This window comes from Pseudomonas trutticola BRTCR10, from assembly GCF_056155105.1.
The window spans coordinates 5,069,556-5,090,694 of record NZ_CM149552.1; the positions used below are offsets into that span (position 1 = coordinate 5,069,556).

Sequence of the window (21,139 nt, forward strand, 5' to 3'; positions counted from 1 at the left end):
CACTGAAGCGGCCCGGAAACTCACGCGTGTCGTTCAACCTGGGTTTGAACCCTAGTCAGCTTTGTCGCCACCGGCCAGGTTCTTCTTGGTTCCGGTCTTGAAATCGGTTTCGTACCAACCGCTGCCGCTGAGGCGAAAGCCCGGCATGGACAGCTGTTTCTTGAGCTCTGGCGCCTGGCAGGCAGGGCAGTCGACCAGCGGAGCCTCGCTGATCTTTTGAATGGCTTCCAACTGATGACCACAGGAAGCGCATTGGTAATCGTACATCGGCATGGGGGTGTCTCGGCGATCAGATTGCCACCGCGCGCAGGGCTTTGCGGCGAAAGAGCGGGATTATATCCATTAAATGCGGCCTGTGCAGCCGTAAGACTGCACAGGCCGCCACCTCCTTTGCAACCGCTGTTTCAGGCTGGTTTCGCCGATTTGGCTTCCCTGACCCCATTCATGACACACACCACTCGCACCAGCGCGCTGAAATTTTTCACCCCGCCGTGACGCAAATGCACCTCACGGTCGACGTGGGACAACAGCGAACTGATCGAACAGCAATTGTCTGCGGCCATGTTGCCGAGGATATTCCAGTAAATCTGTTCCAGCCGCAGGCATGTCGCGTAGCCGTTCAATCGCACGGATCGTGACAACGGCTGAATCAGTGACATGTCGAATTCATTGGCGAACGGATCGAATTTCAGCTCATGCGGCAAGCCGACGATCCTGTCGCCTCGCCTGTCTCCCTCTACCATATCGGTGACACTCCTTTGTCATCTCTACCTGTTTGCAAAGCCACATCCTGTGACCTCATCAAAACGCAGACACAAAGTTATATCCAGATGACTTATTGACCATCACCGTAGGATAAGCCGACGACAGAGGTAAGATTCCGGACGTCGCGGGCACGCCCAAGGCATGCCCGCGCGCCGGGGGTCAGGCTTCCAGCAAGGCGCGCAACATCCACGCGGTTTTCTCGTGGACCTGCATGCGCTGGGTCAGCAAGTCAGCCGTCGGTTCATCGCTGACCTTGTCGAGCAGCGGGAAGATACCGCGCGCGGTGCGGGTCACCGCTTCCTGACCGTCGACCAGTTGCCTGATCATGTCCTCGGCACTCGGCACACCGACCTCCTCCTTGATCGAAGAAAGACGTGCATAGGTGGCATAGGCGCCCGGCGCCGGAAAACCCAGCGCGCGAATGCGCTCGGCGATCAGGTCAACGGCCAGCGCCAACTCGTTGTATTGCTCTTCGAACATCAAGTGCAGCGTTCGGAACATCGGACCGGTGACGTTCCAGTGGAAGTTATGGGTTTTCAGATACAGCACATAGGTGTCCGACAGCAGACGCGACAGTCCTTCGACGATGGACTTGCGATCCTCTTCACTGATACCGATATCGATTGCCATGTTTACCCCCTAACGGCGATTGAATTCATCCAACAGGTGCAGACCCACTCTAGCAAGGCTGTCGACACCCCGCAGCCCCGAATCAGCGCACACCCTGCGACAAATCGACCGGCCGCCTTGCCGCTGGCCGGGCTGATTTGAGTAGCCGCAGGCTTTGCTGTTAAATAGGCAGTGTGTCGCCATGCCCCATTTTCCGGGGTGTTGCGCATAGGCTGATGCCGTGTACGTGCCTACCGCCTCTTATTTTGTTGCGAAGCGAACCGTGCGCCTTCAGCTCTTCCTTGTGAGCCGTCATAACGTGAGCCAATCAAAATGTTGAAAATCGTCCACCTGCTAATGGGCGCAGCGGCCTTGCTGCTGTCGTTCATACCTAGCTTGAAATCCGAAGCCGTTCCCTACCTGCAACAACCCGATGCACTTTACCTGGCCTTCTTCGGCCTGCTGAACCTGATCATTGCTCCCGTAATTCCTTACTGGAACAAAGGTCCACGCCAGCATCTGCAAAATCTGGCCAGCGCTCTTCTGGTGCTGACCGTCGTCCTGCAAACCCTGACCCTGATCGCGCCGATGCCCGTCATCGCCGGCCAGCCAGCAGTGTTGTTCAGTCTGGTGATTGCCCTGGTTGCCGTGGTTGTACACCTGGCCGTCAGCTTCTATCGATCTTCACCGGCTGCCGCGCCAACCAACTACGACATGACCAACCGCGATACCGGCACCGTCAAGTGGTTCAACACGTCCAAAGGCTTCGGCTTTATCTCCCGGGATTCCGGCGATGATATTTTCGTGCACTTTCGTGCAATCCGTGGCGAAGGCCACCGCGTTCTGGTTGAAGGCCAGCGCGTGGAGTTCTCGGTAATGAACCGGGACAAAGGCCTGCAAGCCGAGGACGTGATCGCCGCTCTGCCGCGTCGCTGATCCAAGGCATAAAAAAACCGCGAGCAGCGTGCTGTTCGCGGTTTTTTTTCGCCTGGCGGAAAGTGCCCGCCTCAATAATGCGGCGGCGGCGCCTCTTCTTCGAAGGACTCGAACTGCCCCACCATTTCTTCCTGACGCTTGAGCAGCGCGGCCATCTGCAATTGCAGACGCTCGACCACGCGCTGCTGCGCCACCAGCACGTCGTTCAACGCCTGAATGGTGTCGTCCTGAAACGCCAGACGGCTTTCCAGTTCGGTAACACGTTGTTCCAGGCTCATGATTCAGCCCTCCACAAAGGTGAAATCTTCGGTCAGCACCACACGCAACCGCGCGCGAATGGCTGCCACCTGCTCGCTGCTATAAGGCTTTGCCGGATGCCTGCCCCAGACCGGGGCCGGCCATGCAGCGTCGTCACGTTTACGAACGATCACATGCATGTGCATCTGGCTGACCACGTTACCCAGAGTCGCGACGTTCATTTTGTCGGCATCGAACAAGTCCTTGAGCAACTCGGCCAATGCTGTGGTTTCCAGCCATAGCTGTTGCTGATCAGCGACATCCAACTGAAACAACTCGCTGATATCGTCGCGACGAGGCACCAGGATGAACCATGGGTAGTTGGCGTCGTTGGACAGCAGCAGGCGGCAGAGCGGGAAGTCGCCGATTGCCAGCGTGTCCTGTTGAAGTCGTGAATCTAAAACAAACACTGCGCGCACTCCCGGCTGATCTACATAATTGAGCTTAGCGGCCCCGCCCAAGTGCGGCGCGCCAAGCGACAGACCGGCAGCATACCTGCGAAAGCGCTCGCCTTCACGACGGCAGTACCGATTGAGCGCCCCGAGATGTGACATTTATCGAAACCCTGCACCAGTACGGAACCCGAAACGGGAGCATCACGCTGAAATGGTTGAAAAAACCTGAGGTGAGCACAAAGCACCCGTAACCTGAACTGTATGAATACGGTACAGCGGGTAAATTTTTTTGCACCAAAACCGCACAGTGCGTCTACGCTCAGTGCGTCGGGCATCCGCCGAATACTCACTGGTGGGGTGAACCGGTAACGTTTTTGGTTGTCGCGCGCTTGAAGCTGTGCGGCAACACCATAGAAACAATGGCGTCAAGCCCTGATAGAAAGGGGCTTGGCGCCCCGTATTCATGAGGCTTTTACAGGTAAAGATATGCGTTCTAAAAAATAACCGCACCGATATTGCGGTTTGTGCACGCTTGTTGCATTCGTACTCATATGGACTATAAGCGCACCACGGGAAGTGGGAGCCTTAAGCCCGAAGAAAATAGTGGCAGGGTTGCCCGATGGAGATTCAAGTGTTTTGCCAGGGACTCTTTTTTAGCGATGCAAAAGGCTAGAAAAACAGCGAAAAAGTTGTCGGTCCGATTGCATCGGTACTGTGAATTTGCGACATCTACACAGCCAATTGCGACAGCGTCGTAAAGAAGGTGAAAGGTTAGATTCGCAAGTATCGCCAACAATGTCGGCGTGATATAAGTTTGCGCCGACACAAAAAGAAAGAGCCGCCCAGATAATAAAACAGGTGGGACGGCAGTACTCTTCTAAAAACCAAAGGAGCAAATCACGATGCGCGTGATGAAGTGGAGCATGATCGCCCTGGCTGTTGCAGCAGGCACCTCGCAGTTCGCAATGGCGTCTTCCCAGGATGATTCCAAAGGTTTCCTGGAAGACCAGAGTCTGAAACTGAAGACTCGTATGGAATACATGAACCGCGACTATAAGAACGGTGCAGGCAACAGCACTTCCGGCACTGCTGGCTATCGTCAGGACACCGGTGTCAGCCAACTGCTGACTTACGAGTCGGGCTTCACTCAAGGCACCGTTGGCTTCGGTCTCGACGCAATGGCAATGGGTTCGGTCAAACTGGACGGCGGTTCGGGCCACCGTGGTAACGGCCTGTTCGCCAACGACAGCGATGGCAACCCGGAAAAATCTCAAGGCAAAATCGGCGGCGCAGTCAAGTTCCGCGTATCCGACACTGTTCTGAAATACGGCCAGCAGTTCGTTGCCAGCCCGGTTTTCGCCACTGACGACAGCCGTCTGCTGCCAGAAGTCGCCACCGGTACCCTGATCACTTCCAAAGAGATCAAAGGTCTGGAACTGAGCGCAGGTCGCTTCACTTCCCTGAGCAAGCAAACCGGTATGGGCCGTGACAGCATCGGCGGTCTGCCAGATGAAAATGGCAATGGCGGCAAAGGCCTGACCAACATCAACATCTTCGGTGCCAGCTACTCCTTCACTGATAACTTCACCGGTGCATTGGCTGCTTCCGACGCTGACGACTACTTCAAGAAGTACTACGTCAACCTGAACTACACCTTGCCAATCAACGACGAACAGTCGCTGAACTTCGACTTCAACGGCTATCACACCAAAGGCGAAAGCCGTGGTGATCTGGTTGATGCAATCGGCGACGGCACTACTGGCGTAGACAACAATCTGTGGTCCCTGGCCGCTGCGTACAGCATCGGTGCTCACAAATTCACCCTGGCGCATCAGCGTTCCAGCGGCGACAACGCTTACTACTATGGCGTTGACGGTAACAGCACCATTTTCGTTGCCAACTCCATTCAGATCTCCGACTTCGTGGGCCGCGACGAGCGCTCCTGGCAAGCTCGCTACGACCTGAACATGAAGACCTATGGCGTGCCTGGCCTGAGCTTCATGACCCGTTACGTCATGGGTGATCACATCACCACCAACGGTCTGGGTGAAGGTAAAGAGAACGAGTGGAACGCCGAATCCAAGTACGTGATCCAGGAAGGTCCAGCCAAAGACCTTTCGTTCCGTCTGCGTTATGCCATGTACCGCTCCAACGGCGCGTACAGCGGCTACTCGTCTGACAACAACGACACCCGTCTGATCGTTGAGTACCCACTGAACATCCTCTAATAGGGATGCACAGCTAAAGTACTGTAGAGCGCTGCTCTAACTAGAACCGTCCACCTGTTTCAGGTGGGCGGTTTTTTTATGGCTCTGGCAACTCACCTTTATACAATAACGTTTAGCCAGCTATCTATTAGCCAGCAAACTTTTACCTTGCCCATAAAAAAACCCAAGAGTGCGAACAACTCTTGGGCTTTTCATTAATTAACTGACCGCGGGGCCAGCTCTCAACGTTGTTTCTATACCGCAGTTTCCTGAACTACCCGAATCACCCGTTGCGGAAACGGGATATCAATGCCGGCAGTCTTTAAACGATCGCGGGACTGTTCGTTAAACATGAACATCACATCCCAATAGTCTGCGGTTTTCACCCACACACGCAGGGAAACCGTGATCGAACTGTCGCCCAAAGTCGAAATGACTGCCTGTGGCGCAGGATCCTGCAACACGCGCTCATCCTTGGCCAAATCCAGTAACACTTGACGGGCCTTTTGCAGATCGGCTTCGTAATCCACACCCACATCGAACACAACCTTGCGGGTCGGCTGACGGTTGGTGTTGGTGATGATGCCGTTGGACAGGTTGCCGTTTGGCACGATGATGGTCTTGTTGTCGCCGGTACGCAGCACCGTGTGGAAAATCTGAATGCTGTCGACGGTACCCGACACACCTTGCGCTTCGATCCAGTCGCCGATACGGAACGGGCGGAACAACAGAATCAGCACACCGCCGGCGAAGTTTGCCAGGCTGCCCTGCAAGGCCAGACCGATGGCCAGACCGGCAGCACCGATCGCGGCAACGAACGAAGTGGTTTCGACACCGATCATCGAGGCGACGCTGACGATCAGCAACACCTTGAGAATGATGTTGGCCAGGCTGCTGATGAAACCTTGCAACGCCAGATCAGCGTTACGCAGAGCCAGCAGACCGCCCAGTTTTTGCGTGACCTTGTTGATCAGCCACCAGCCTATGGCCAGGGTGATTACCGCCAGCAGCACGCGGCTGCCGTATTCCATGATCATCGGGATCCACGCCTGGGATGCCTTGACCAGGTTGTCTACCTCAGCATTCAAATCCATGTTTTAACTCCTGATTTCCGGCCATTCGGCACGCGAGAGATGAACGGCAGAAAACCGCCGGGGTGTACATAAATCCAATGTGGGAGGGGCTTTGCTGTCTCCCACAGGGTAACGAGGTGCTTAGTCGCGGAAGTTGTTGAACTGCAGCGGCATGCCGAATTCCTTGGCACGCAGGGCGGCGATGGCTTCTTGCAGATCGTCACGCTTCTTGCCGGTCACACGTACCTGCTCGCCCTGAATGGCGGCCTGCACCTTGAGCTTTGCGTCCTTGATGTGGCCGACGATCTTCTTCGCCAGCTCTTTGTCGATACCTTCCTTGAGGATGGCGTCCTGCTTCATCAGCTTGCCCGAAGCGTAAGCGTCCTTGACCTCAAGGCACTGCACGTCGATCTTGCGCTTGACCAGCGCCAGCTTGAGGATTTCGATCATCGCTTCCAGCTGGAACCCGGCTTCAGCGGTCAGGCTGACGGTGAGGTCCTTTTCCTTGAACTCGAAACTGCCTTTGCCTTTCAGGTCATAACGACGATCGAGTTCCTTCACGGCGTTCTCGACCGCGTTGGTGAGTTCGTGTTTGTCCAGTTCGGATACCACGTCGAACGACGGCATGTAATCTCTCCAATAAAAAAGGCGCGCTCGATGTGCATGGAGCGCGCTTGGCTTGCGGTTAAAATCGGGCTCATTATAACGGGTCTTTTCCTGTCGACACGGCGAGCCGCACATGCCTGCAACCAATCGAGCAAAAAACTGATGTCTACCCCCTGGCATGTTCTCGGCGCCGGCAGTCTCGGCACACTTTGGGCTACACGACTGGCTCGGGCCGGAGTGCCGGTCAGGCTGATCGTGCGCGACGCGGTGCGCTTGCAAAGCTACAACGCGGCGGGCGGTTTGACGCTCGTGGAACAGGGACAAGCGAATACCTATGCAGTTCCCGGCGAAACCCCGGACAGCCCCGAACCGATCCGTCGCCTGCTGGTGGCCTGCAAGGCCTACGATGCTGAAAGTGCCGTCGCCCTCCTCGCTCCGCGCCTGACAACCGATGCCGAGCTGATCCTGTTGCAAAACGGTCTCGGCAGTCAGGACGCCGTTGCCGCAAAAGTGCCGCAGGCGCGCTGCATCAGCGCCTCCAGCACCGAGGGCGCGTTCCGCGACGGTGACTGGCGTGTGGTGTTCGCCGGCCACGGTTTCACCTGGCTCGGCGATGTCGCGCATCCGGTCGCGCCGATCTGGCTGGACGATCTGGAGGCAGCGAAAATCCCCCATGAATGGAGCACCGACATCCTCACGCGGCTGTGGCGCAAACTGGCACTCAACTGCGCGATCAATCCGTTGACCGTGTTGCACGGTTGCCGTAACGGCGGATTGCAGGCCCATCATTGTGAAGTCGCCACACTGTGCGCCGAGCTGGCCGAATTGCTGGAGCGTTGCGGCCAACCGGCAGCGGCGGACAATCTGCAACAGGAAGTCGAACGGGTAATCCAGGCCACCGCCGCCAATTACTCGTCGATGTATCAGGACGTGGCCAACCAGCGTCGCACCGAAATCAGCTATCTATTGGGCCACGCCTGCAAAGTCGCTGAGCGCCACCAATTGAACCTGCCGCACCTCAATCAATTACAGCAACGCCTGATGGCGCATCTGCACAGCCTTGGATTGCCCAGCGACTGAGCAGCGGCTACGCTGGCCACTTGTTCCTTTGCTGCGATAACCCTGATGCCATTGCGCCAGCGCCTCGAAAACCTGCCGGTCGGCCAGAAACTGCTGGCTGCCCTGCTGGTGCTGTTGACCACTGTCTTGCTGGTCGCCAACCTGACCTTTATCAGCGCCGCCTATTACATCTCCCAGGAAAGCATGGCCCCGCAGGCCTTGCAGACCATCGGCCGGCTGATTTCCAACCCGAGTCTGGTCAGTGAAGCCCTGCAATCGCCACAAAGTGCCGAACGCCTGCTCAAGGAACTCGACAGCTATTCGCCGCTGCGCGCCGCCGCACTGTATGACGGCAAAGGCGAACGGCTCGCGCAAGTGCAACACGGTGACAAACTCGCTCTGCCGGAACGCTACCGGCACATCGAAGCCTGGCAACTCACCGAGTTTCGCAGCAACCAACTGATCACCCTGCCCCGTCCCGGGACCGCGCCGGGCCATCTGCTGCTGGTGGCCAGCAGTGAGCTGCCGATGGCGTTCTACACTGGCACGCTGACGGCGAGCCTGGGCATCCTGATTTTCAGCGTGCTGTTGTGGCTGGTGATTGCCCGGCAGATCAAACGCCTGATCACCCGGCCGATCCATCAGCTTGAAGAGTTGTCCCGGCAGGTCACGCGCGAAGAGAACTACGCCCTGCGCGCCTCACGCGGCAATCATGACGAAATCGGCAGCCTCGCCGAGGCGTTCAACACCATGCTCTCGCGCATCGAAGCCCGCGAGCAGCAACTCAAACGCGCCCGCGATGACTCACAAGCGGCTTACGATCAGGCCCAAGGGCTGGCCGAAGAAACCCGTCACACCAATCGCAAGCTGGAACTGGAAGTGCAGGTGCGCAGCAAGATCGAGAAGAAACTCACCGGCTTCCAGAACTACCTCAACAGCATCATCGACTCGATGCCGTCCGCGCTGATCGCCCTCGATGAGCAGCTCTACGTCACGCAATGGAACCAGGAAGCCAGCGCGCTCTCCGGCACGCGGCTGGACGAAGCGCTGAACCAGCCGATCTTTCTTGCCTTCGAACCGCTCAAGCCATTTCTGCCGCAACTCAAGCAAACCGTTGAACAACACACCGTGGCGAAAGTCGAGCGCGTTACCTGGTTCAAGGATGATGAGCCCAAGCATTACGCCCTGACCTTCTACCCGCTGATGGGCGGTGCCGGCCGTGGTGTGGTGATCCGTATCGACGACATCACCCAGCGCCTGTCGCTGGAAGAAATGATGGTGCAGTCGGAAAAAATGCTTTCGGTCGGCGGCCTCGCCGCCGGCATGGCCCACGAAATCAACAACCCGCTGGGCGCGATCCTGCACAACGTGCAAAACATCCGCCGGCGCTTGTCGACGGAACTGCCGAAGAACCTCGAAACCGCCGAGCAACTGGGCATTGAACTGGACACGGTCAATCGTTACCTGCAAGGGCGGGAAGTCCCGCAACTGCTCGACGGTATTCAACAGGCTGGGGCACGGGCGGCGAAAATCGTCACGCACATGCTCAGTTTCAGCCGCCGCAGCACTCGGCAAATGGCGCCGTGCGATCTGCCGGCACTGATCGATCAAGCGGTGGAAATCGCCGGCAATGATTTCGATCTGGCCATCGGTTTCGACTTCAAGGGTCAGGCGATCATCCGCCAGTTCGACCCGGCGCTCGGGCCAGTGCCAGGCACGGCCAACGAGCTGGAACAAGTGCTGCTCAATCTGCTGAAAAACGCCGCGCAAGCGATTCACCAGCGCGAAGACGACAGCGAGCCAGGACGGATTATTCTGCGCACCAAGCTTAATCCGCCGTGGGCGGAGATTCAGGTCGAGGACAACGGCATCGGCATGAGCGAGAACGTGCGCAAACGCACGTTCGAGCCGTTCTTCACCACCAAGGAAATCGGCCAAGGCACGGGCCTTGGTTTATCCGTGTCGTATTTCATCATCACCAACAATCACAAAGGGCAGATGGAAGTGCAGTCGGCGCCCGGGCAAGGCACCTGTTTCACCTTGCGCCTGCCGCTGACCCAGCCACTGCCCATCGCTGCCGAAACCAATCAACTGACGAGGTAACCCATGGGCTTTCGCCTGTCGAAGATCTACACCCGCACTGGCGACAAAGGCGAAACCGGCCTGGGCGATGGTCGCCGCGTGCCTAAGGATCACCCGCGCATCGAGGCGATTGGCGAAGTCGATACGCTGAACAGTCAGGTCGGCGTACTGCTTGCCGGATTGATTGCCGGGCGTGAAGCGACGCCCGGGTTGAATGAATTGATCGAAGTACTGGCGCCTTGTCAGCATCGGCTGTTCGACCTCGGTGGCGAGTTGGCCATGCCGGAATATCAGGCGCTGAACGCGGCGGAAATCGAGCGTCTGGAAGCGGCGATTGATGTCTGGAATGAAGAGTTGGGGCCGCTGGAGAATTTCATTCTGCCGGGCGGCTCGATGCTGATTGCGCAGGCCCATGTGTGCCGGAGCCTGGCGAGGAGTGCCGAGCGACGCTGTCAGCATTTGAATGCGATTGAGCCGTTGGCTGGGGTTGGCCTGGCGTATATCAATCGGTTGTCGGATTTGTTGTTTGTAGCCGCAAGGCTGATTGCACGGCGGCAGGGGGTGGCGGAGATTCTCTGGCAGCCGGCGGCGAAACCCACAGAGATGTAGCGTCTGAACGGACGCCATCGCCGGCAAGCCAGCTCCCACAGGGCTTTGTGTCGTTCACAAATGCTGTGTAAACCCAAAAACCTGTGGGAGCTGGCTTGCCGGCGATGAGGCCAGCCGCCTTTACAAAGAATCAGGCCAGAATGCGCGAATCCCCGCCACACCCTGGGCCCCGCAGTTCCAGGCTTTTTCGCGCTCTGCCGGGCCAACTCCGCCCAACAAGAACACCGGTTTACTGAATCCCTCGATCAACGTCGAAGCCTGCTCCCAACCCAGCGGCTGCGCATCCGGGTGAGTCAGCGTCGGCTGCACCGGCGACAGGGTCACGAAATCCACACCCATCTGCTCGGCCAGCGCCAGTTCTTCGGCATTGTGGCAAGACGCTGCCAACCAGCGCTCCGCCGGCAATGGACGCCCCGCTGCCGCATATTTACGCAACTGCGCGGCGGTGATGTGCCAACCGGCGGACGGGAAATCTCCCAACCATTCGAATGGCCCCTTGATCATCAACTGCGCCTTGCCCGCGCACAGACCCGCCGCGTCCACTGCCAGATCGCGATACTTGGGGTCGTAACCGTTCGGCGCGCGCAGCTGGATCAATTTGATCCCGCCCGCGATTGCCTTCTGGATGCCACGCAGCAAGGCTGGCGTTTCGAGGTCTTCCGGAGTGATCAGGTATTCAGCGGGCAAACGCGCCGCCGCCACAATCGGCTGATTGGCGGCCGGGAACTCGTAATTCGCCAGCTCCTTCGCGGTGACCCAGGCCAACGGTTGACCTTCTGCGCCGTGGGGTTCGCCGCTGAAGCTCGACACTTCCCAGACATCCAGCAATACCTGTTTGTCGGGGTAGTCGTGGCGCACCTTGATCAAGGGTCGGGCAGCACCCACGACAATGCCCAACTCTTCGTGCAGCTCGCGGGCCAGTGCGGTTTCGACCGACTCTTCAGGCTCGACCTTGCCACCGGGAAATTCCCACAGACCACCCTGATGCTGGGTGTCGGCACGACGAGCGATGAGAATTTTGCCAGCCTCGTCACGAATGACAGCGGCGGCGACGTGTACGCGTTTCACGGATTCAACTCCTCCAGTCCAGCCTTTTGCCAGGCCTTGAAGGCCGGCCATTGGTAGACGGTTTCAACATAGGCTGCGTCGGTGGCCGGCAACGTCACCTGATAGGTGCGCAGACGCACGGCAATCGGGGCGAAGAATGCATCGGCCAGGCTCACACGGCCAAACAGATACGGCCCTTCTTCAGTGGCGACGGCACGGCATTCGGCCCACAGCGCGAGCATGCGTTCGATATCGACCTTCACCTCCGGCGGCACCGGGTTCAGCGGCGCGTCGTGGCTGAGGTTGAACGGCATGTGATTGCGCATGGCGAAGAAGCCGCTGTGCATTTGTGCGCAGGCGGATCGGGCCTGAGCACGGGCGAAGAGATCGGTTGGCCAGAGCTGCTCGGACGGGAACTGCTCGGCGAGGTATTCGGCAATCGCCAAAGAGTCGGCAATGGTGCCGCGGGCGGTTTTCAGCAGTGGCACCTTCGCGGTCGGCGAAAGCTTGAGCAGTTGCTCGCGGGTGTCGGGCTTGCCGAGTTTGATCAGCTCTTCGGTGTAGGGCGCACCGGTCAGTTCAACGGCCAGGGCGGCGCGCAGGGACCAGGAGGAAAGCAGTTTGTCGCCGATGATCAGGTGCAGGGACATGGTTGGGTGCCTTCTCGTCAGGGAAACAATCCAGAATGTCTGGCGTCTGGTCGTCCGTCATCGCGGGCAAGCCCGCTCCCACAGGTAGTTTTGTGTGCGCAATATTTGTGAACGACAAAAACCCCTGTGGGAGCTGGCTTGCCAGCGATGAGGCCGGAAACCGCTCCCACCTTATGGATCAGGTGCGGTATTCGGCGTTGATCTTCACGTATTCATGCGACAGGTCGGTGGTCCAGATGGTTTCGCTGCAATCGCCACGACCCAATTCGATGCGGATGGTGATTTCTTCCTGCTGCATCACCGCCGAGCCCTGCGCTTCAGTGTAGGTCGCAGCGCGCGCGCCACGGCTGGCAATGCACACGTCCCCGAGGAACACGTCGATCTTGCTCACGTCCAGATCCGGCACGCCGGCACGGCCGACAGCGGCGAGGATACGGCCCCAGTTCGGGTCGGAGGCGAACAACGCAGTCTTGATCAGCGGCGAGTGCGCCACGGTGTAGCCGACGTCCAGGCATTCCTGGTGATTGCCGCCGCCATTGACTTCAACGGTGACGAACTTGGTTGCGCCTTCGCCGTCGCGCACGATGGCCTGGGCCACGTCCATGCACACTTCGAACACCGCTTGTTTCAGTTTGGCGAACAACTCGCCTTCGGCACGGGTGATTTCCGGCAGCGCAGCCTTGCCGGTGGCAATCAGCATGCAGCAGTCGTTGGTCGAGGTGTCGCCGTCAATGGTGATGCGGTTGAACGACTTGTTGGCGCCGTCGAGCATCAGGTTGTGCAGCACATCGCGGGAGACTTTGGCGTCGGTGGCGATGTAACCGAGCATGGTCGCCATGTTCGGACGGATCATGCCTGCGCCTTTGCTGATGCCGGTGACAGTGATGGTCACGCCATCATGTTCGAACTGGCGGCTGGCACCCTTTGGCAGGGTGTCGGTGGTCATGATGCCAGTGGCGGCCGCTTCCCAGTTGTTTTCCGAGAGATCGTCCAGTGCGGCTTGCAGTGCGCCTTCGATCTTCTCGACCGGCAGTGGCTCGCCGATCACCCCGGTGGAGTACGGCAGAATCTGGCTGGCATCGACGCCCGTCAGCTCGGCCAGTTTCGCGGTGGTGCGCTCGGCAGCAGCCAAACCAGGCTCGCCGGTGCCGGCGTTGGCATTGCCGGTGTTGGTCAGCAAATAACGCACGGCGTTGTGTACGCGTTTTTTCGCCAGAATTACCGGCGCCGCACAAAAGGCGTTCAAGGTGAACACGCCCGCGACGGTGGAGCCTTCGGCGCAGCGCATCACCACGACATCCTTGCGCCCTGGGCGCTTGATGCCGGCCGAGGCGATACCGAGTTCAAAACCGGCAACCGGGTGCAACGTTGGCAAAGGACCAAGACCAACAGCCATGAATGCGCTCCTTACTCAATGATGTCAGCACCGCCACTCGCAGCGACGGTGGTTTAAATGGCAAAACGCCGCGACGGCAGAAGCCGGTCGCGGCGCGGGTATTTCAGCGATTGAAACGGGTTTTACTGGATCTGCCCGTGGCAATGCTTGAATTTCTTGCCCGAACCGCAGTAGCACAGTTCGTTGCGGCCCAGCTTCTGCTCGTTGCGGACCGGGGCAGTGGCGAGGGCCACATCGACCTCCTCACCCAAGGCTTCCGGTTGATCCAGACCAGGCGCTTCGGCGTGTTCGAACTGCATGCGGGCGGCCAGCGCTTCGGCTTCCTGACGCAGGCGTTGCTCTTCGGCTTCCGGATCTTCGCGGCGAACCTGAACGTGCGACAGCACACGGATCGAGTCGCGCTTGATCGAATCCAGCAGCTCGGAGAACAGCGTGAACGACTCGCGCTTGTATTCCTGCTTCGGGTTCTTCTGCGCATAACCACGCAGGTGGATGCCGTGACGCAGGTGGTCCATGGTCGACAGGTGGTCTTTCCACAGATCGTCGAGTACGCGCAGAACGATTTGTTTCTCGAAGGAGCGCAGTGCGTCGGCACCGGCCTGGTCTTCTTTCTCGTTGTACGCCGCCATCAGCTCGGTCATGAGCTTCTCGCGCAGGGTTTCTTCGTACAGGTGATCGTCTTCGTCGAGCCATTGCTGGATCGGCAGTTTCACGCCGAAGTCGCTGGCAATCGACGCTTCCAGACCGGCTACGTCCCACTGCTCAGGCAGCGATTGCGGCGGAATGTGCGCGCTGACGGTGGCGTTGAGCACGTCCTGACGGAAATCGGCGATGGTTTCGCCGATGTTATCAGCGGCCAGCAACGTGTTACGCATGTGATAAATCACTTTACGCTGTTCGTTGTTGACGTCGTCGAACTCGAGCAGTTGCTTGCGAATGTCGAAGTTGCGGCCTTCAACCTTGCGTTGCGCCTTCTCGATCGCGTTGGTCACCATGCGGTGTTCGATCGCTTCGCCCGGCTGCATGCCCAGAGCTTTCATGAAGTTCTTCACCCGGTCAGAGGCAAAGATGCGCATCAGGCTGTCTTCCAGCGACAGATAGAAGCGGCTGGAACCGGCGTCACCCTGACGGCCGGCACGGCCACGCAGCTGGTTGTCGATACGACGGGATTCGTGACGCTCGGAAGCAATAACCTGCAGACCGCCGGACTCCAGCACTTGCTGGTGACGCTTCTGCCAGTCGGCCTTGATCTGGGCGATTTGCTCAGGGGTCGGGTCTTCCAGCGAAGCCACTTCCACTTCCCAGTTACCGCCCAACAGGATGTCGGTACCACGACCGGCCATGTTGGTGGCGATGGTCAGCGCGCCCGGACGACCGGCCTGCGCGATGATCTCGGCTTCTTTTTCGTGGAACTTGGCGTTCAGAACCTTGTGTTCGATGCCTTCCTTCACGAGCAGGCTGGACATGTGCTCGGAGGTTTCGATGGTCGCAGTACCCACCAGCACCGGACGACCAGCGGCCATGCTTTCCTTGATGTCCGCCACGATGGCCGCGTACTTCTCTTCGGCCGTGAGGAACACCAGGTCGTTGAAGTCTTTACGCGCCAACGGTTTGTTCGGCGGAATGACCATGACTTCCAGACCATAGATCTGGTGGAATTCGAACGCTTCGGTGTCAGCGGTACCGGTCATGCCGGACAGCTTGGTGTACAGGCGGAAGTAGTTCTGGAACGTGGTCGAAGCCAGCGTCTGGCTCTCGGCCTGGATGTTCAGACCTTCTTTCGCTTCGATGGCCTGGTGCAGGCCTTCGGACAAACGACGGCCCGGCATGGTACGACCGGTGTGTTCGTCAACCAGCACGACCTGGCCGTCCTGCACAATGTATTCGATGTTGCGGTTGAACAGCTTGTGCGCACGCAGACCGGCGTAAACGTGGGTCAGCAGGCCCAGGTTGTGCGCCGAGTACAGGCTCTCGCCTTCAGCCAGCAGGCCGACGCGGGTGAGCATGTCTTCGATGTATTGGTGACCGGCTTCGTTGAGTTCGACCTGACGGGTCTTCTCGTCAACAGTGTAGTGGCCAGCCTTGGTGACTTCGCCTTCGACTTCTTCGACGTGCAGTTCCAGCTGCGGGATCAGTTTATTGATCTCCATGTACAGCTTGGAGCTGTCCTCGGCCTGACCGGAAATGATCAGCGGAGTACGCGCTTCGTCGATGAGGATGGAGTCGACTTCGTCGATCACGGCAAAATTGAGTTCGCGCTGGAATTTTTCTTCCATGCTGAACGCCATGTTGTCGCGCAGGTAGTCGAAACCGAATTCGTTGTTGGTGCCGTAGGTGATGTCGGCGGCGTAAGCCTGGCGCTTCTCTTCCGGCGGCTGGAACGGCGTCACGACGCCGACGGTCAGGCCGAGGAATTCATACAGCGGGCGCATCCAGTTGGCGTCACGGCGGGCCAGGTAGTCGTTCACCGTCACAACGTGCACGCCCTTGCCGGACAGTGCGTTGAGGTAAACGCCCAGGGTAGCCACGAGGGTTTTACCCTCACCGGTACGCATCTCGGCGATCTTGCCTTCGTGCAAGGTCATGCCACCGACGAGCTGCACGTCGAAGTGGCGCATACCCATGATGCGCTTGCCGGCTTCGCGGGCGACCGCAAAGGCTTCTGGCAGCAGCTTGTCGAGGGTTTCCCCTTTGGCGATGCGGGCCTTGAACTCATTGGTCTTGGCGCGCAATTGATCGTCCGAAAGGGCCACCATTTGCTCTTCGAAGGCATTGACGAGCTGCACCGTCTTGAGCATGCGTTTGACTTCACGCTCGTTCTTGCTTCCAAAAAGTTTCTTTAACAAAGGCGCAAACATATCGGCAGGATCTTCCACACTAAAGGGATGGAGGGCGGCCCCGTGAGCGTCGCCCGTGCAGCCCTCATGGCCGCATGCGAACGAGCATTCTACCCGGAAACGGAAGTGAGGAAAGTGGCGATGTTCCACGATGCTGGCACTGCGCTTTGACGGGGCTCACTTAAAATAGGGGCGTTTTGCTCAACTTCAAGTCATGAAAGGCAGAAGTTAGTCGTTGATTTAATGGGTAAAGCGGGGGCAAAAGCAATGGGCGAGTGATTTCGGCCTTTCTGCTACCATGGCGTTTCTGTTACTTCAGGTGTTCGATCATGGCATTTCGCCCTCTTACGGCCAGAGCACCCGCCGTTCTCCTGCGCGAAGCCAAGCCGCTCAAAGCCATCCTCGGCCATGCCCAACGGCTGGGGCATTTGCAACGCCTGCTCGAAAGCCAACTGCAACCCGCCGCCCGCGAACATTGCCATGTGGCGTCGTGGCGTGAAGGCAGCCTGTTGCTGATTGTCACCGATGGTCATTGGGCGACACGTCTGCGTTATCAGCAGAAGCGTCTGCAACGTCAGTTGCAGATGTTTGACGAGTTCGCCAGCCTGACGCGAATTCTGTTCAAGGTACAGCCGCCGACGGTGCAGCGCGGGGTTGTCGGCAATACGATGGATTTGTCGACGGATGCCGCGGCAACGATCCAGGCCACAGCAGACGGGATCAGTGATCCGGGGTTGCGCGCGGCGCTAGAGCGGTTGGCGGCGCACGCCAAAGACAAATCCTGAGATCTATCTAAATGTGCGCGCCGGCCCAATGTGGGAGCGGGCTTGCTCGCGAAAACGGTGTGTCATTCAACGAATATGGCGTCTGACACGGCGCCTTCGCGAGCAAGCCCGCTCCCACAATTGGATCTCCTGCAACATGGGATCAGCGGCGTTTGCTGCCACCGAGTAATGAGCCCATCAAACCGCGCACCAGTTGTTTACCGAGGTTATTGGCAGCCTGGCGCATCGCCGACTTCAGCGCCTGACCTGCTGCCGTACCGAGGAACTCCCCTGCCCTGTCGGCGAGACTTGGCTCTTCGGCCGCCGGCTTGCCTGCGGGCGTTTCAGCTTCCGGCGCCAGATCTTTGCGGCCCATCAGGATTTCGTACGCCGACTCGCGGTCAATCGGCTTGTCATAGCGCCCCTTGAACGGCGAACCGGCAATCAGCATCGTGCGCTCGGTTTCGGTCAACGGCCCGATCCGCGATTGCGGCGGTGCGACCAGCACGCGCTGTACCATTTCCGGCGTGCCTTTTTCCGCCAGGGTGCCGACCAGCGCCTCGCCAATCCCCAACTCCGTCAGCACCGACAGGCTGTCGAACGCCGGATTCGGCCGGAACCCGTCCGCCACGGCGCGTAAGGATTTCTGCTCCTTGGCGGTAAACGCGCGCAAGCCATGCTGGACACGCAAACCGAGTTGCGCCAGCACATCGTCCGGCAAGTCGGTCGGCGACTGGGTGACGAAATACACACCCACGCCTTTCGAACGGATCAGCCGCACCACCTGCTCCAACCGCTCCTGCAAGGCCTTCGGCGTATCGCCGAACAACAAATGCGCCTCATCGAAAAACAGCGCCAGCAGCGGTTTGTCAGCATCGCCACGCTCCGGCAACTGCTCGAACAACTCGGCCAGCAGCCACAGCAGGAACGTCGCGTAGACCTTAGGTGCCTCGTGTACCAGGCGACTGGCATCGAGCAGATGAATGCGCCCACGGCCGTCAGCCGCCGGTTGCAGGATGTCTTCGAGTTGCAATGCCGGCTCGCCAAACAAGGCTTCGGCGCCCTGCTGCTCCAGCGTCGCCAGACGCCGCAACAGCGCCTGACTGGAACCGGTGGTCATCAGCGCCGCGTCTTCACCCAACAGTTGCGGATTGTCCTTGAGGTGATTGAGCAGCGCTTTCAGATCTTTCAGATCCAATAACAACAGCCCTTCGCGGTCGGCAACTTTGAACGCGGCGTACAGCGCCGACTGCTGGCTGTCAGTGAGTTCGAGCAGACTGCCGATCAGCAGCGGGCCCATTTCACTCAGCGTGGTCCGCAACGGATGACCGGACTGACCGTGAATGTCCCACAAGGTCACTGGATACGCCTGCGGCTGGTAGTTGAGCCACGGCATGCCGGCGATGCGCTCGGCGACCTTGCCCTGCGGATTGCCGGCGGCACCGAGACCGCACAGGTCGCCCTTGATGTCGGCGGCGAACACCGCGACACCGGCGTCGCTGAAGGCTTCGGCCAGACGCTGCAAGGTCACGGTTTTACCGGTGCCGGTCGCGCCGGCGATGAGTCCATGGCGGTTGGCCAGGCGCATGGCCTGGGCGATCGGTTGCCCCGCGAGATCGGCGCCGATTACGAGTTGCGATGAGTCAGGCATTTTGTCACCCAATGGTTAATCTTTATTTCGCGATGGCCGATAAATAGAGGCGAGAACCTGACTGAAAAGTCGGGTCGGACATTTCCCTAAGGAGAGACGGAAATATCAGCTTGTATTCACCCTTGCCCATATTGCGCGTCTTTATAAAAGCACGCCCAGGACATTAAGACCTTAGCGGAACCCCAAGCCATGAACAAAAATCTGCGCTTCAGCCATAAAATTTTGCTTGCCGCCGCCCTCATCGTCATCGCCGCTTTCGCCTCGTTTACGCTGTACAACGACTGGCTCCAGCGCAACGCGATTCGCGATGACCTGAACAACTATCTCAACGAGATGGGCGAGGTCACCGCCGGCAATATCCAGACCTGGCTCAGCGGCCGCATTCTGCTGGTCGAGAACGCCGCTCAGAACATTGCCATCAATCCCGAACCCGCCAACGTCGCCAGCCTGCTGGAGCAGAAAACCCTGACCTCGACGTTCATGGCCACCTACCTGGGCGATGCCACCGGCCACTTCACCATCCGCCCGGACGTGAAGATGCCGGACGGTTTCGATCCACGGGTACGGCCTTGGTATAAAGGCGCCGAAACCAGCAGCACCTCGACCCTGACCGAACCGTACATCGACGCGGCCACCGGGCAACTGATCATCTCCATCGCCACAGCCTCGAAAAAGGCCGGTCAGAGCGTTGGCGTGGTCGGCGGCGACCTGAGCCTGCAATCGTTGGTGGACACCCTCGCCGCCCGGGATTTCGACGGCATGGGTTATGTGTTCCTGGTCAGCGCCGACGGCAAGATCCTCGTGCACCCGGACAAAGCGCTGGTGATGAAATCGCTTAAAGAAGCGTATCCGCAGGACACCCCGCGCATCAGCAGCGACTTCAGTGAAGTCACCGTCGATGGCAAGACCCGCATCGTCACCTTCGCCCCGATCAAGGGCCTGCCGTCGGTGAACTGGTACATCGGCCTGTCGGTGGACAAGGATCAGGCCTTCGCGATGCTCAGCCAGTTCCGCACCTCGGCGGTGATCGCGACGGTGATTGCCGTGGCAATCATCATTGCCCTGCTCGGTATGCTGATCCGCATCCTGATCCAGCCGCTGCACGTCATGACACGCGCCATGGAAGACATCGCCGATGGCGAAGGTGACCTGACCAAACGTCTGAACATCGTCAATAACGATGAATTCGGTGTTCTCGGTACGGCGTTCAACCGCTTCGTCGAGCGTATTCACGGCTCGATCCGCGAAGTGTCGTCGGCTACCGGGCAGGTCAACGAAGTCGCCCTGCGCGTGGTCGCGGCGTCGAACTCGTCGATGTACAACTCTGATCAGCAGGCTTCGCGCACCAGCAGTGTTGCCGCCGCGATCAACCAGCTCGGCGCCGCTGCTCAGGAAATCGCCCGCAACGCCGCGCAAGCCTCGAACCAGGCCAGCGACGCTCGCGGTCTTGCCGAAGATGGCCAGCAGGTGGTGGATCGCAGTATCAAGGCGATGAATCAGTTGTCGAGCATGCTCAGCGCGTCGAGCAGCAACATCGAGTCGCTGAACAGCAAAACCGTGAACATCGGCCAGATTCTCGAAGTGATCACCAGCATTTCCCAGCAAACCAACCTGCTGGCGCTCAACGCGGCCATTGAAGCGGCGCGTGCCGGTGAGGCCGGCCGTGGTTTTGCCGTGGTGGCTGATGAAGTGCGTAATCTGGCGCACCGCACCCAGGAATCGGCGCAGCAAGTGCAGACCATGATCGAGGAGCTGCAAGTCGGCGCCCGCGAATCGGTGAGCACCATGAGCGACAGCCAACGCCACAGCCAGGACAGCGTGGAAATCGCCAACCTGGCCGGTGAACGCTTGAACAGCGTGACCCAACGCATTGGCGAGATCGACGGGATGAACCAGTCGGTGGCGACGGCGACCGAAGAGCAGACGGCCGTGGTCGAATCGATCAACGTCGATATCACCGAGATCAATACGCTGAACCAGGAAGGCGTGGAGAACTTGCAGGCAACGTTGCGCGCTTGTTCGGATCTGGAGCAGCAGGCTTCGCGCCTGAAGCAGTTGGTGGGCAGTTTCCGCATCTGAAGATCAAAAGCATACCCCCTCAACCCAACCCTCTCCCCCAAAGGGGGCGAGGGGGAAAGGGAGCCGATCTTCAAGCC

The 21,139-nt window shown here is 58.9% G+C and carries 19 protein-coding genes and 1 pseudogene; 8 read left to right on the plus strand and 12 right to left on the minus strand.

From position 1 onward, the window contains the following. Positions 1-51: 51 nt before the first annotated feature. The 3 genes from ACVVH8_RS23080 to ACVVH8_RS23090 all read right to left on the minus strand — a co-directional run bounded on the left by ACVVH8_RS23080 (position 52) and on the right by ACVVH8_RS23090 (position 1,395). Positions 52-273, minus strand: coding sequence for an FmdB family zinc ribbon protein (locus tag ACVVH8_RS23080; protein WP_103303954.1), 222 nt, complete (start codon positions 271-273; stop codon positions 52-54). 131 nt (positions 274-404) lie between these two features. Then, the gene (locus ACVVH8_RS23085) at positions 405-743 is read right to left on the minus strand and encodes a ribbon-helix-helix domain-containing protein (RefSeq protein WP_103303953.1); all 339 of its coding nucleotides are present in this window, start codon (positions 741-743) and stop codon (positions 405-407) included. 181 nt (positions 744-924) lie between these two features. Beyond that, positions 925-1,395 (minus strand): Dps family protein, encoded by a 471-nt coding sequence (locus tag ACVVH8_RS23090; protein WP_103303952.1) that lies wholly within the window; start codon positions 1,393-1,395, stop codon positions 925-927. 312 nt (positions 1,396-1,707) lie between these two features. Here ACVVH8_RS23090 and ACVVH8_RS23095 point away from each other — a divergent pair, with 312 nt between their 5' ends. Continuing rightward, positions 1,708-2,310 (plus strand): cold-shock protein, encoded by a 603-nt coding sequence (locus tag ACVVH8_RS23095; protein ID WP_103303951.1) that lies wholly within the window; start codon positions 1,708-1,710, stop codon positions 2,308-2,310. 71 nt (positions 2,311-2,381) lie between these two features. Here the strand turns inward: ACVVH8_RS23095 and ACVVH8_RS23100 are convergent, their stop codons facing one another. Both ACVVH8_RS23100 and ACVVH8_RS23105 read right to left on the minus strand, forming a co-directional pair. Further along, complete coding sequence (locus tag ACVVH8_RS23100; protein ID WP_103303950.1) at positions 2,382-2,588, minus strand: SlyX family protein; 207 nt, start codon at positions 2,586-2,588, stop codon at positions 2,382-2,384. 3 nt (positions 2,589-2,591) lie between these two features. Further along, a complete protein-coding gene (locus tag ACVVH8_RS23105; RefSeq protein ID WP_475226537.1) occupies positions 2,592-3,017 on the minus strand; it encodes an HIT domain-containing protein in 426 nt (141 codons plus the stop codon). Between the two features lie 887 nt (positions 3,018-3,904). Between ACVVH8_RS23105 and ACVVH8_RS23110 the strand changes: the two genes are divergently transcribed. Continuing rightward, positions 3,905-5,230, plus strand: coding sequence for an OprD family outer membrane porin (locus tag ACVVH8_RS23110; protein ID WP_315445599.1), 1,326 nt, complete (start codon positions 3,905-3,907; stop codon positions 5,228-5,230). A 233-nt stretch (positions 5,231-5,463) separates the two neighbouring features. On the opposite strand, the gene ACVVH8_RS23115 is transcribed toward ACVVH8_RS23110, so the two are convergent. Together ACVVH8_RS23115 and ACVVH8_RS23120 are read right to left on the minus strand one after the other, a co-directional pair. After that, on the minus strand, positions 5,464-6,303 hold the full coding sequence (locus ACVVH8_RS23115) for a mechanosensitive ion channel family protein (RefSeq protein ID WP_103303947.1): 840 nt from the start codon (positions 6,301-6,303) through the stop codon (positions 5,464-5,466). Between the two features lie 120 nt (positions 6,304-6,423). Then, positions 6,424-6,909, minus strand: a complete 486-nt coding sequence (locus tag ACVVH8_RS23120) for a YajQ family cyclic di-GMP-binding protein (RefSeq protein WP_008080210.1) — start codon at positions 6,907-6,909, stop codon at positions 6,424-6,426. Positions 6,910-7,050: 141 nt separating this feature from the next. Here ACVVH8_RS23120 and ACVVH8_RS23125 point away from each other — a divergent pair, with 141 nt between their 5' ends. The 3 genes from ACVVH8_RS23125 to ACVVH8_RS23135 are packed head-to-tail and all read left to right on the plus strand — an operon-like array spanning position 7,051 to position 10,638. Further along, a complete protein-coding gene (locus ACVVH8_RS23125; RefSeq protein WP_475226539.1) occupies positions 7,051-7,968 on the plus strand; it encodes a putative 2-dehydropantoate 2-reductase in 918 nt (305 codons plus the stop codon). 45 nt (positions 7,969-8,013) lie between these two features. Beyond that, complete coding sequence (locus tag ACVVH8_RS23130) at positions 8,014-10,050, plus strand: sensor histidine kinase (protein ID WP_213026406.1); 2,037 nt, start codon at positions 8,014-8,016, stop codon at positions 10,048-10,050. A 3-nt stretch (positions 10,051-10,053) separates the two neighbouring features. Continuing rightward, positions 10,054-10,638 (plus strand): cob(I)yrinic acid a,c-diamide adenosyltransferase, encoded by a 585-nt coding sequence (locus tag ACVVH8_RS23135; RefSeq protein ID WP_475226541.1) that lies wholly within the window; start codon positions 10,054-10,056, stop codon positions 10,636-10,638. A gap of 120 nt (positions 10,639-10,758) precedes the next feature. Here ACVVH8_RS23135 and ACVVH8_RS23140 read toward each other — a convergent pair whose 3' ends face one another. From ACVVH8_RS23140 to secA, 4 genes are all read right to left on the minus strand, one after another. Then, a complete protein-coding gene (locus ACVVH8_RS23140) occupies positions 10,759-11,706 on the minus strand; it encodes a Nudix family hydrolase (protein WP_103303943.1) in 948 nt (315 codons plus the stop codon). After that, positions 11,703-12,335 (minus strand): glutathione S-transferase family protein, encoded by a 633-nt coding sequence (locus tag ACVVH8_RS23145; protein WP_401299779.1) that lies wholly within the window; start codon positions 12,333-12,335, stop codon positions 11,703-11,705. Before ACVVH8_RS23145 ends, ACVVH8_RS23140 begins: the two co-directional genes overlap by 4 nt. A 178-nt stretch (positions 12,336-12,513) precedes the next feature. Beyond that, entirely contained in the window at positions 12,514-13,731 is a 1,218-nt protein-coding gene (gene argJ, locus ACVVH8_RS23150; protein WP_134176729.1) for a bifunctional glutamate N-acetyltransferase/amino-acid acetyltransferase ArgJ, read from the minus strand. Positions 13,732-13,853: 122 nt separating this feature from the next. After that, complete coding sequence (secA, locus tag ACVVH8_RS23155; RefSeq protein WP_103303940.1) at positions 13,854-16,589, minus strand: preprotein translocase subunit SecA; 2,736 nt, start codon at positions 16,587-16,589, stop codon at positions 13,854-13,856. 308 nt (positions 16,590-16,897) lie between these two features. Here secA and ACVVH8_RS23160 point away from each other — a divergent pair, with 308 nt between their 5' ends. Beyond that, the gene (locus tag ACVVH8_RS23160) at positions 16,898-17,353 is read left to right on the plus strand and encodes a DUF721 domain-containing protein (RefSeq protein ID WP_100845263.1); all 456 of its coding nucleotides are present in this window, start codon (positions 16,898-16,900) and stop codon (positions 17,351-17,353) included. 142 nt (positions 17,354-17,495) lie between these two features. On the opposite strand, the gene ACVVH8_RS23165 is transcribed toward ACVVH8_RS23160, so the two are convergent. Beyond that, a complete protein-coding gene (locus ACVVH8_RS23165) occupies positions 17,496-18,983 on the minus strand; it encodes a helicase HerA-like domain-containing protein (RefSeq protein ID WP_213026411.1) in 1,488 nt (495 codons plus the stop codon). A 189-nt stretch (positions 18,984-19,172) separates the two neighbouring features. Here ACVVH8_RS23165 and ACVVH8_RS23170 point away from each other — a divergent pair. Both ACVVH8_RS23170 and ACVVH8_RS23175 read left to right on the plus strand, forming a co-directional pair. After that, positions 19,173-20,204, plus strand: a pseudogene (locus ACVVH8_RS23170) (HAMP domain-containing protein); the annotation flags it as partial. A 93-nt stretch (positions 20,205-20,297) separates the two neighbouring features. Further along, positions 20,298-21,062, plus strand: coding sequence for a methyl-accepting chemotaxis protein (locus ACVVH8_RS23175; RefSeq protein ID WP_371043227.1), 765 nt, complete (start codon positions 20,298-20,300; stop codon positions 21,060-21,062). Positions 21,063-21,139: the final 77 nt, after the last annotated feature.

Coding starts and splice junctions, on each gene's coding strand:
- ACVVH8_RS23125 (WP_475226539.1), top strand. CDS start 7,051: ATGTCTACCCCCTGGCATGTTCTCGGCGCCGGCAGTCTCGGCACACTT.
- secA (WP_103303940.1), bottom strand. CDS start 16,589: ATGTTTGCGCCTTTGTTAAAGAAACTTTTTGGAAGCAAGAACGAGCGT.
- ACVVH8_RS23130 (WP_213026406.1), top strand. CDS start 8,014: ATGCCATTGCGCCAGCGCCTCGAAAACCTGCCGGTCGGCCAGAAACTG.
- ACVVH8_RS23160 (WP_100845263.1), top strand. CDS start 16,898: ATGGCATTTCGCCCTCTTACGGCCAGAGCACCCGCCGTTCTCCTGCGC.
- ACVVH8_RS23175 (WP_371043227.1), top strand. CDS start 20,298: ATGTACAACTCTGATCAGCAGGCTTCGCGCACCAGCAGTGTTGCCGCC.
- ACVVH8_RS23090 (WP_103303952.1), bottom strand. CDS start 1,395: ATGGCAATCGATATCGGTATCAGTGAAGAGGATCGCAAGTCCATCGTC.
- ACVVH8_RS23095 (WP_103303951.1), top strand. CDS start 1,708: ATGTTGAAAATCGTCCACCTGCTAATGGGCGCAGCGGCCTTGCTGCTG.
- ACVVH8_RS23165 (WP_213026411.1), bottom strand. CDS start 18,983: ATGCCTGACTCATCGCAACTCGTAATCGGCGCCGATCTCGCGGGGCAA.
- ACVVH8_RS23145 (WP_401299779.1), bottom strand. CDS start 12,335: ATGTCCCTGCACCTGATCATCGGCGACAAACTGCTTTCCTCCTGGTCC.
- ACVVH8_RS23115 (WP_103303947.1), bottom strand. CDS start 6,303: ATGGATTTGAATGCTGAGGTAGACAACCTGGTCAAGGCATCCCAGGCG.
- ACVVH8_RS23120 (WP_008080210.1), bottom strand. CDS start 6,909: ATGCCGTCGTTCGACGTGGTATCCGAACTGGACAAACACGAACTCACC.
- ACVVH8_RS23135 (WP_475226541.1), top strand. CDS start 10,054: ATGGGCTTTCGCCTGTCGAAGATCTACACCCGCACTGGCGACAAAGGC.
- ACVVH8_RS23085 (WP_103303953.1), bottom strand. CDS start 743: ATGGTAGAGGGAGACAGGCGAGGCGACAGGATCGTCGGCTTGCCGCAT.
- ACVVH8_RS23080 (WP_103303954.1), bottom strand. CDS start 273: ATGCCGATGTACGATTACCAATGCGCTTCCTGTGGTCATCAGTTGGAA.
- ACVVH8_RS23100 (WP_103303950.1), bottom strand. CDS start 2,588: ATGAGCCTGGAACAACGTGTTACCGAACTGGAAAGCCGTCTGGCGTTT.
- ACVVH8_RS23110 (WP_315445599.1), top strand. CDS start 3,905: ATGCGCGTGATGAAGTGGAGCATGATCGCCCTGGCTGTTGCAGCAGGC.
- argJ (WP_134176729.1), bottom strand. CDS start 13,731: ATGGCTGTTGGTCTTGGTCCTTTGCCAACGTTGCACCCGGTTGCCGGT.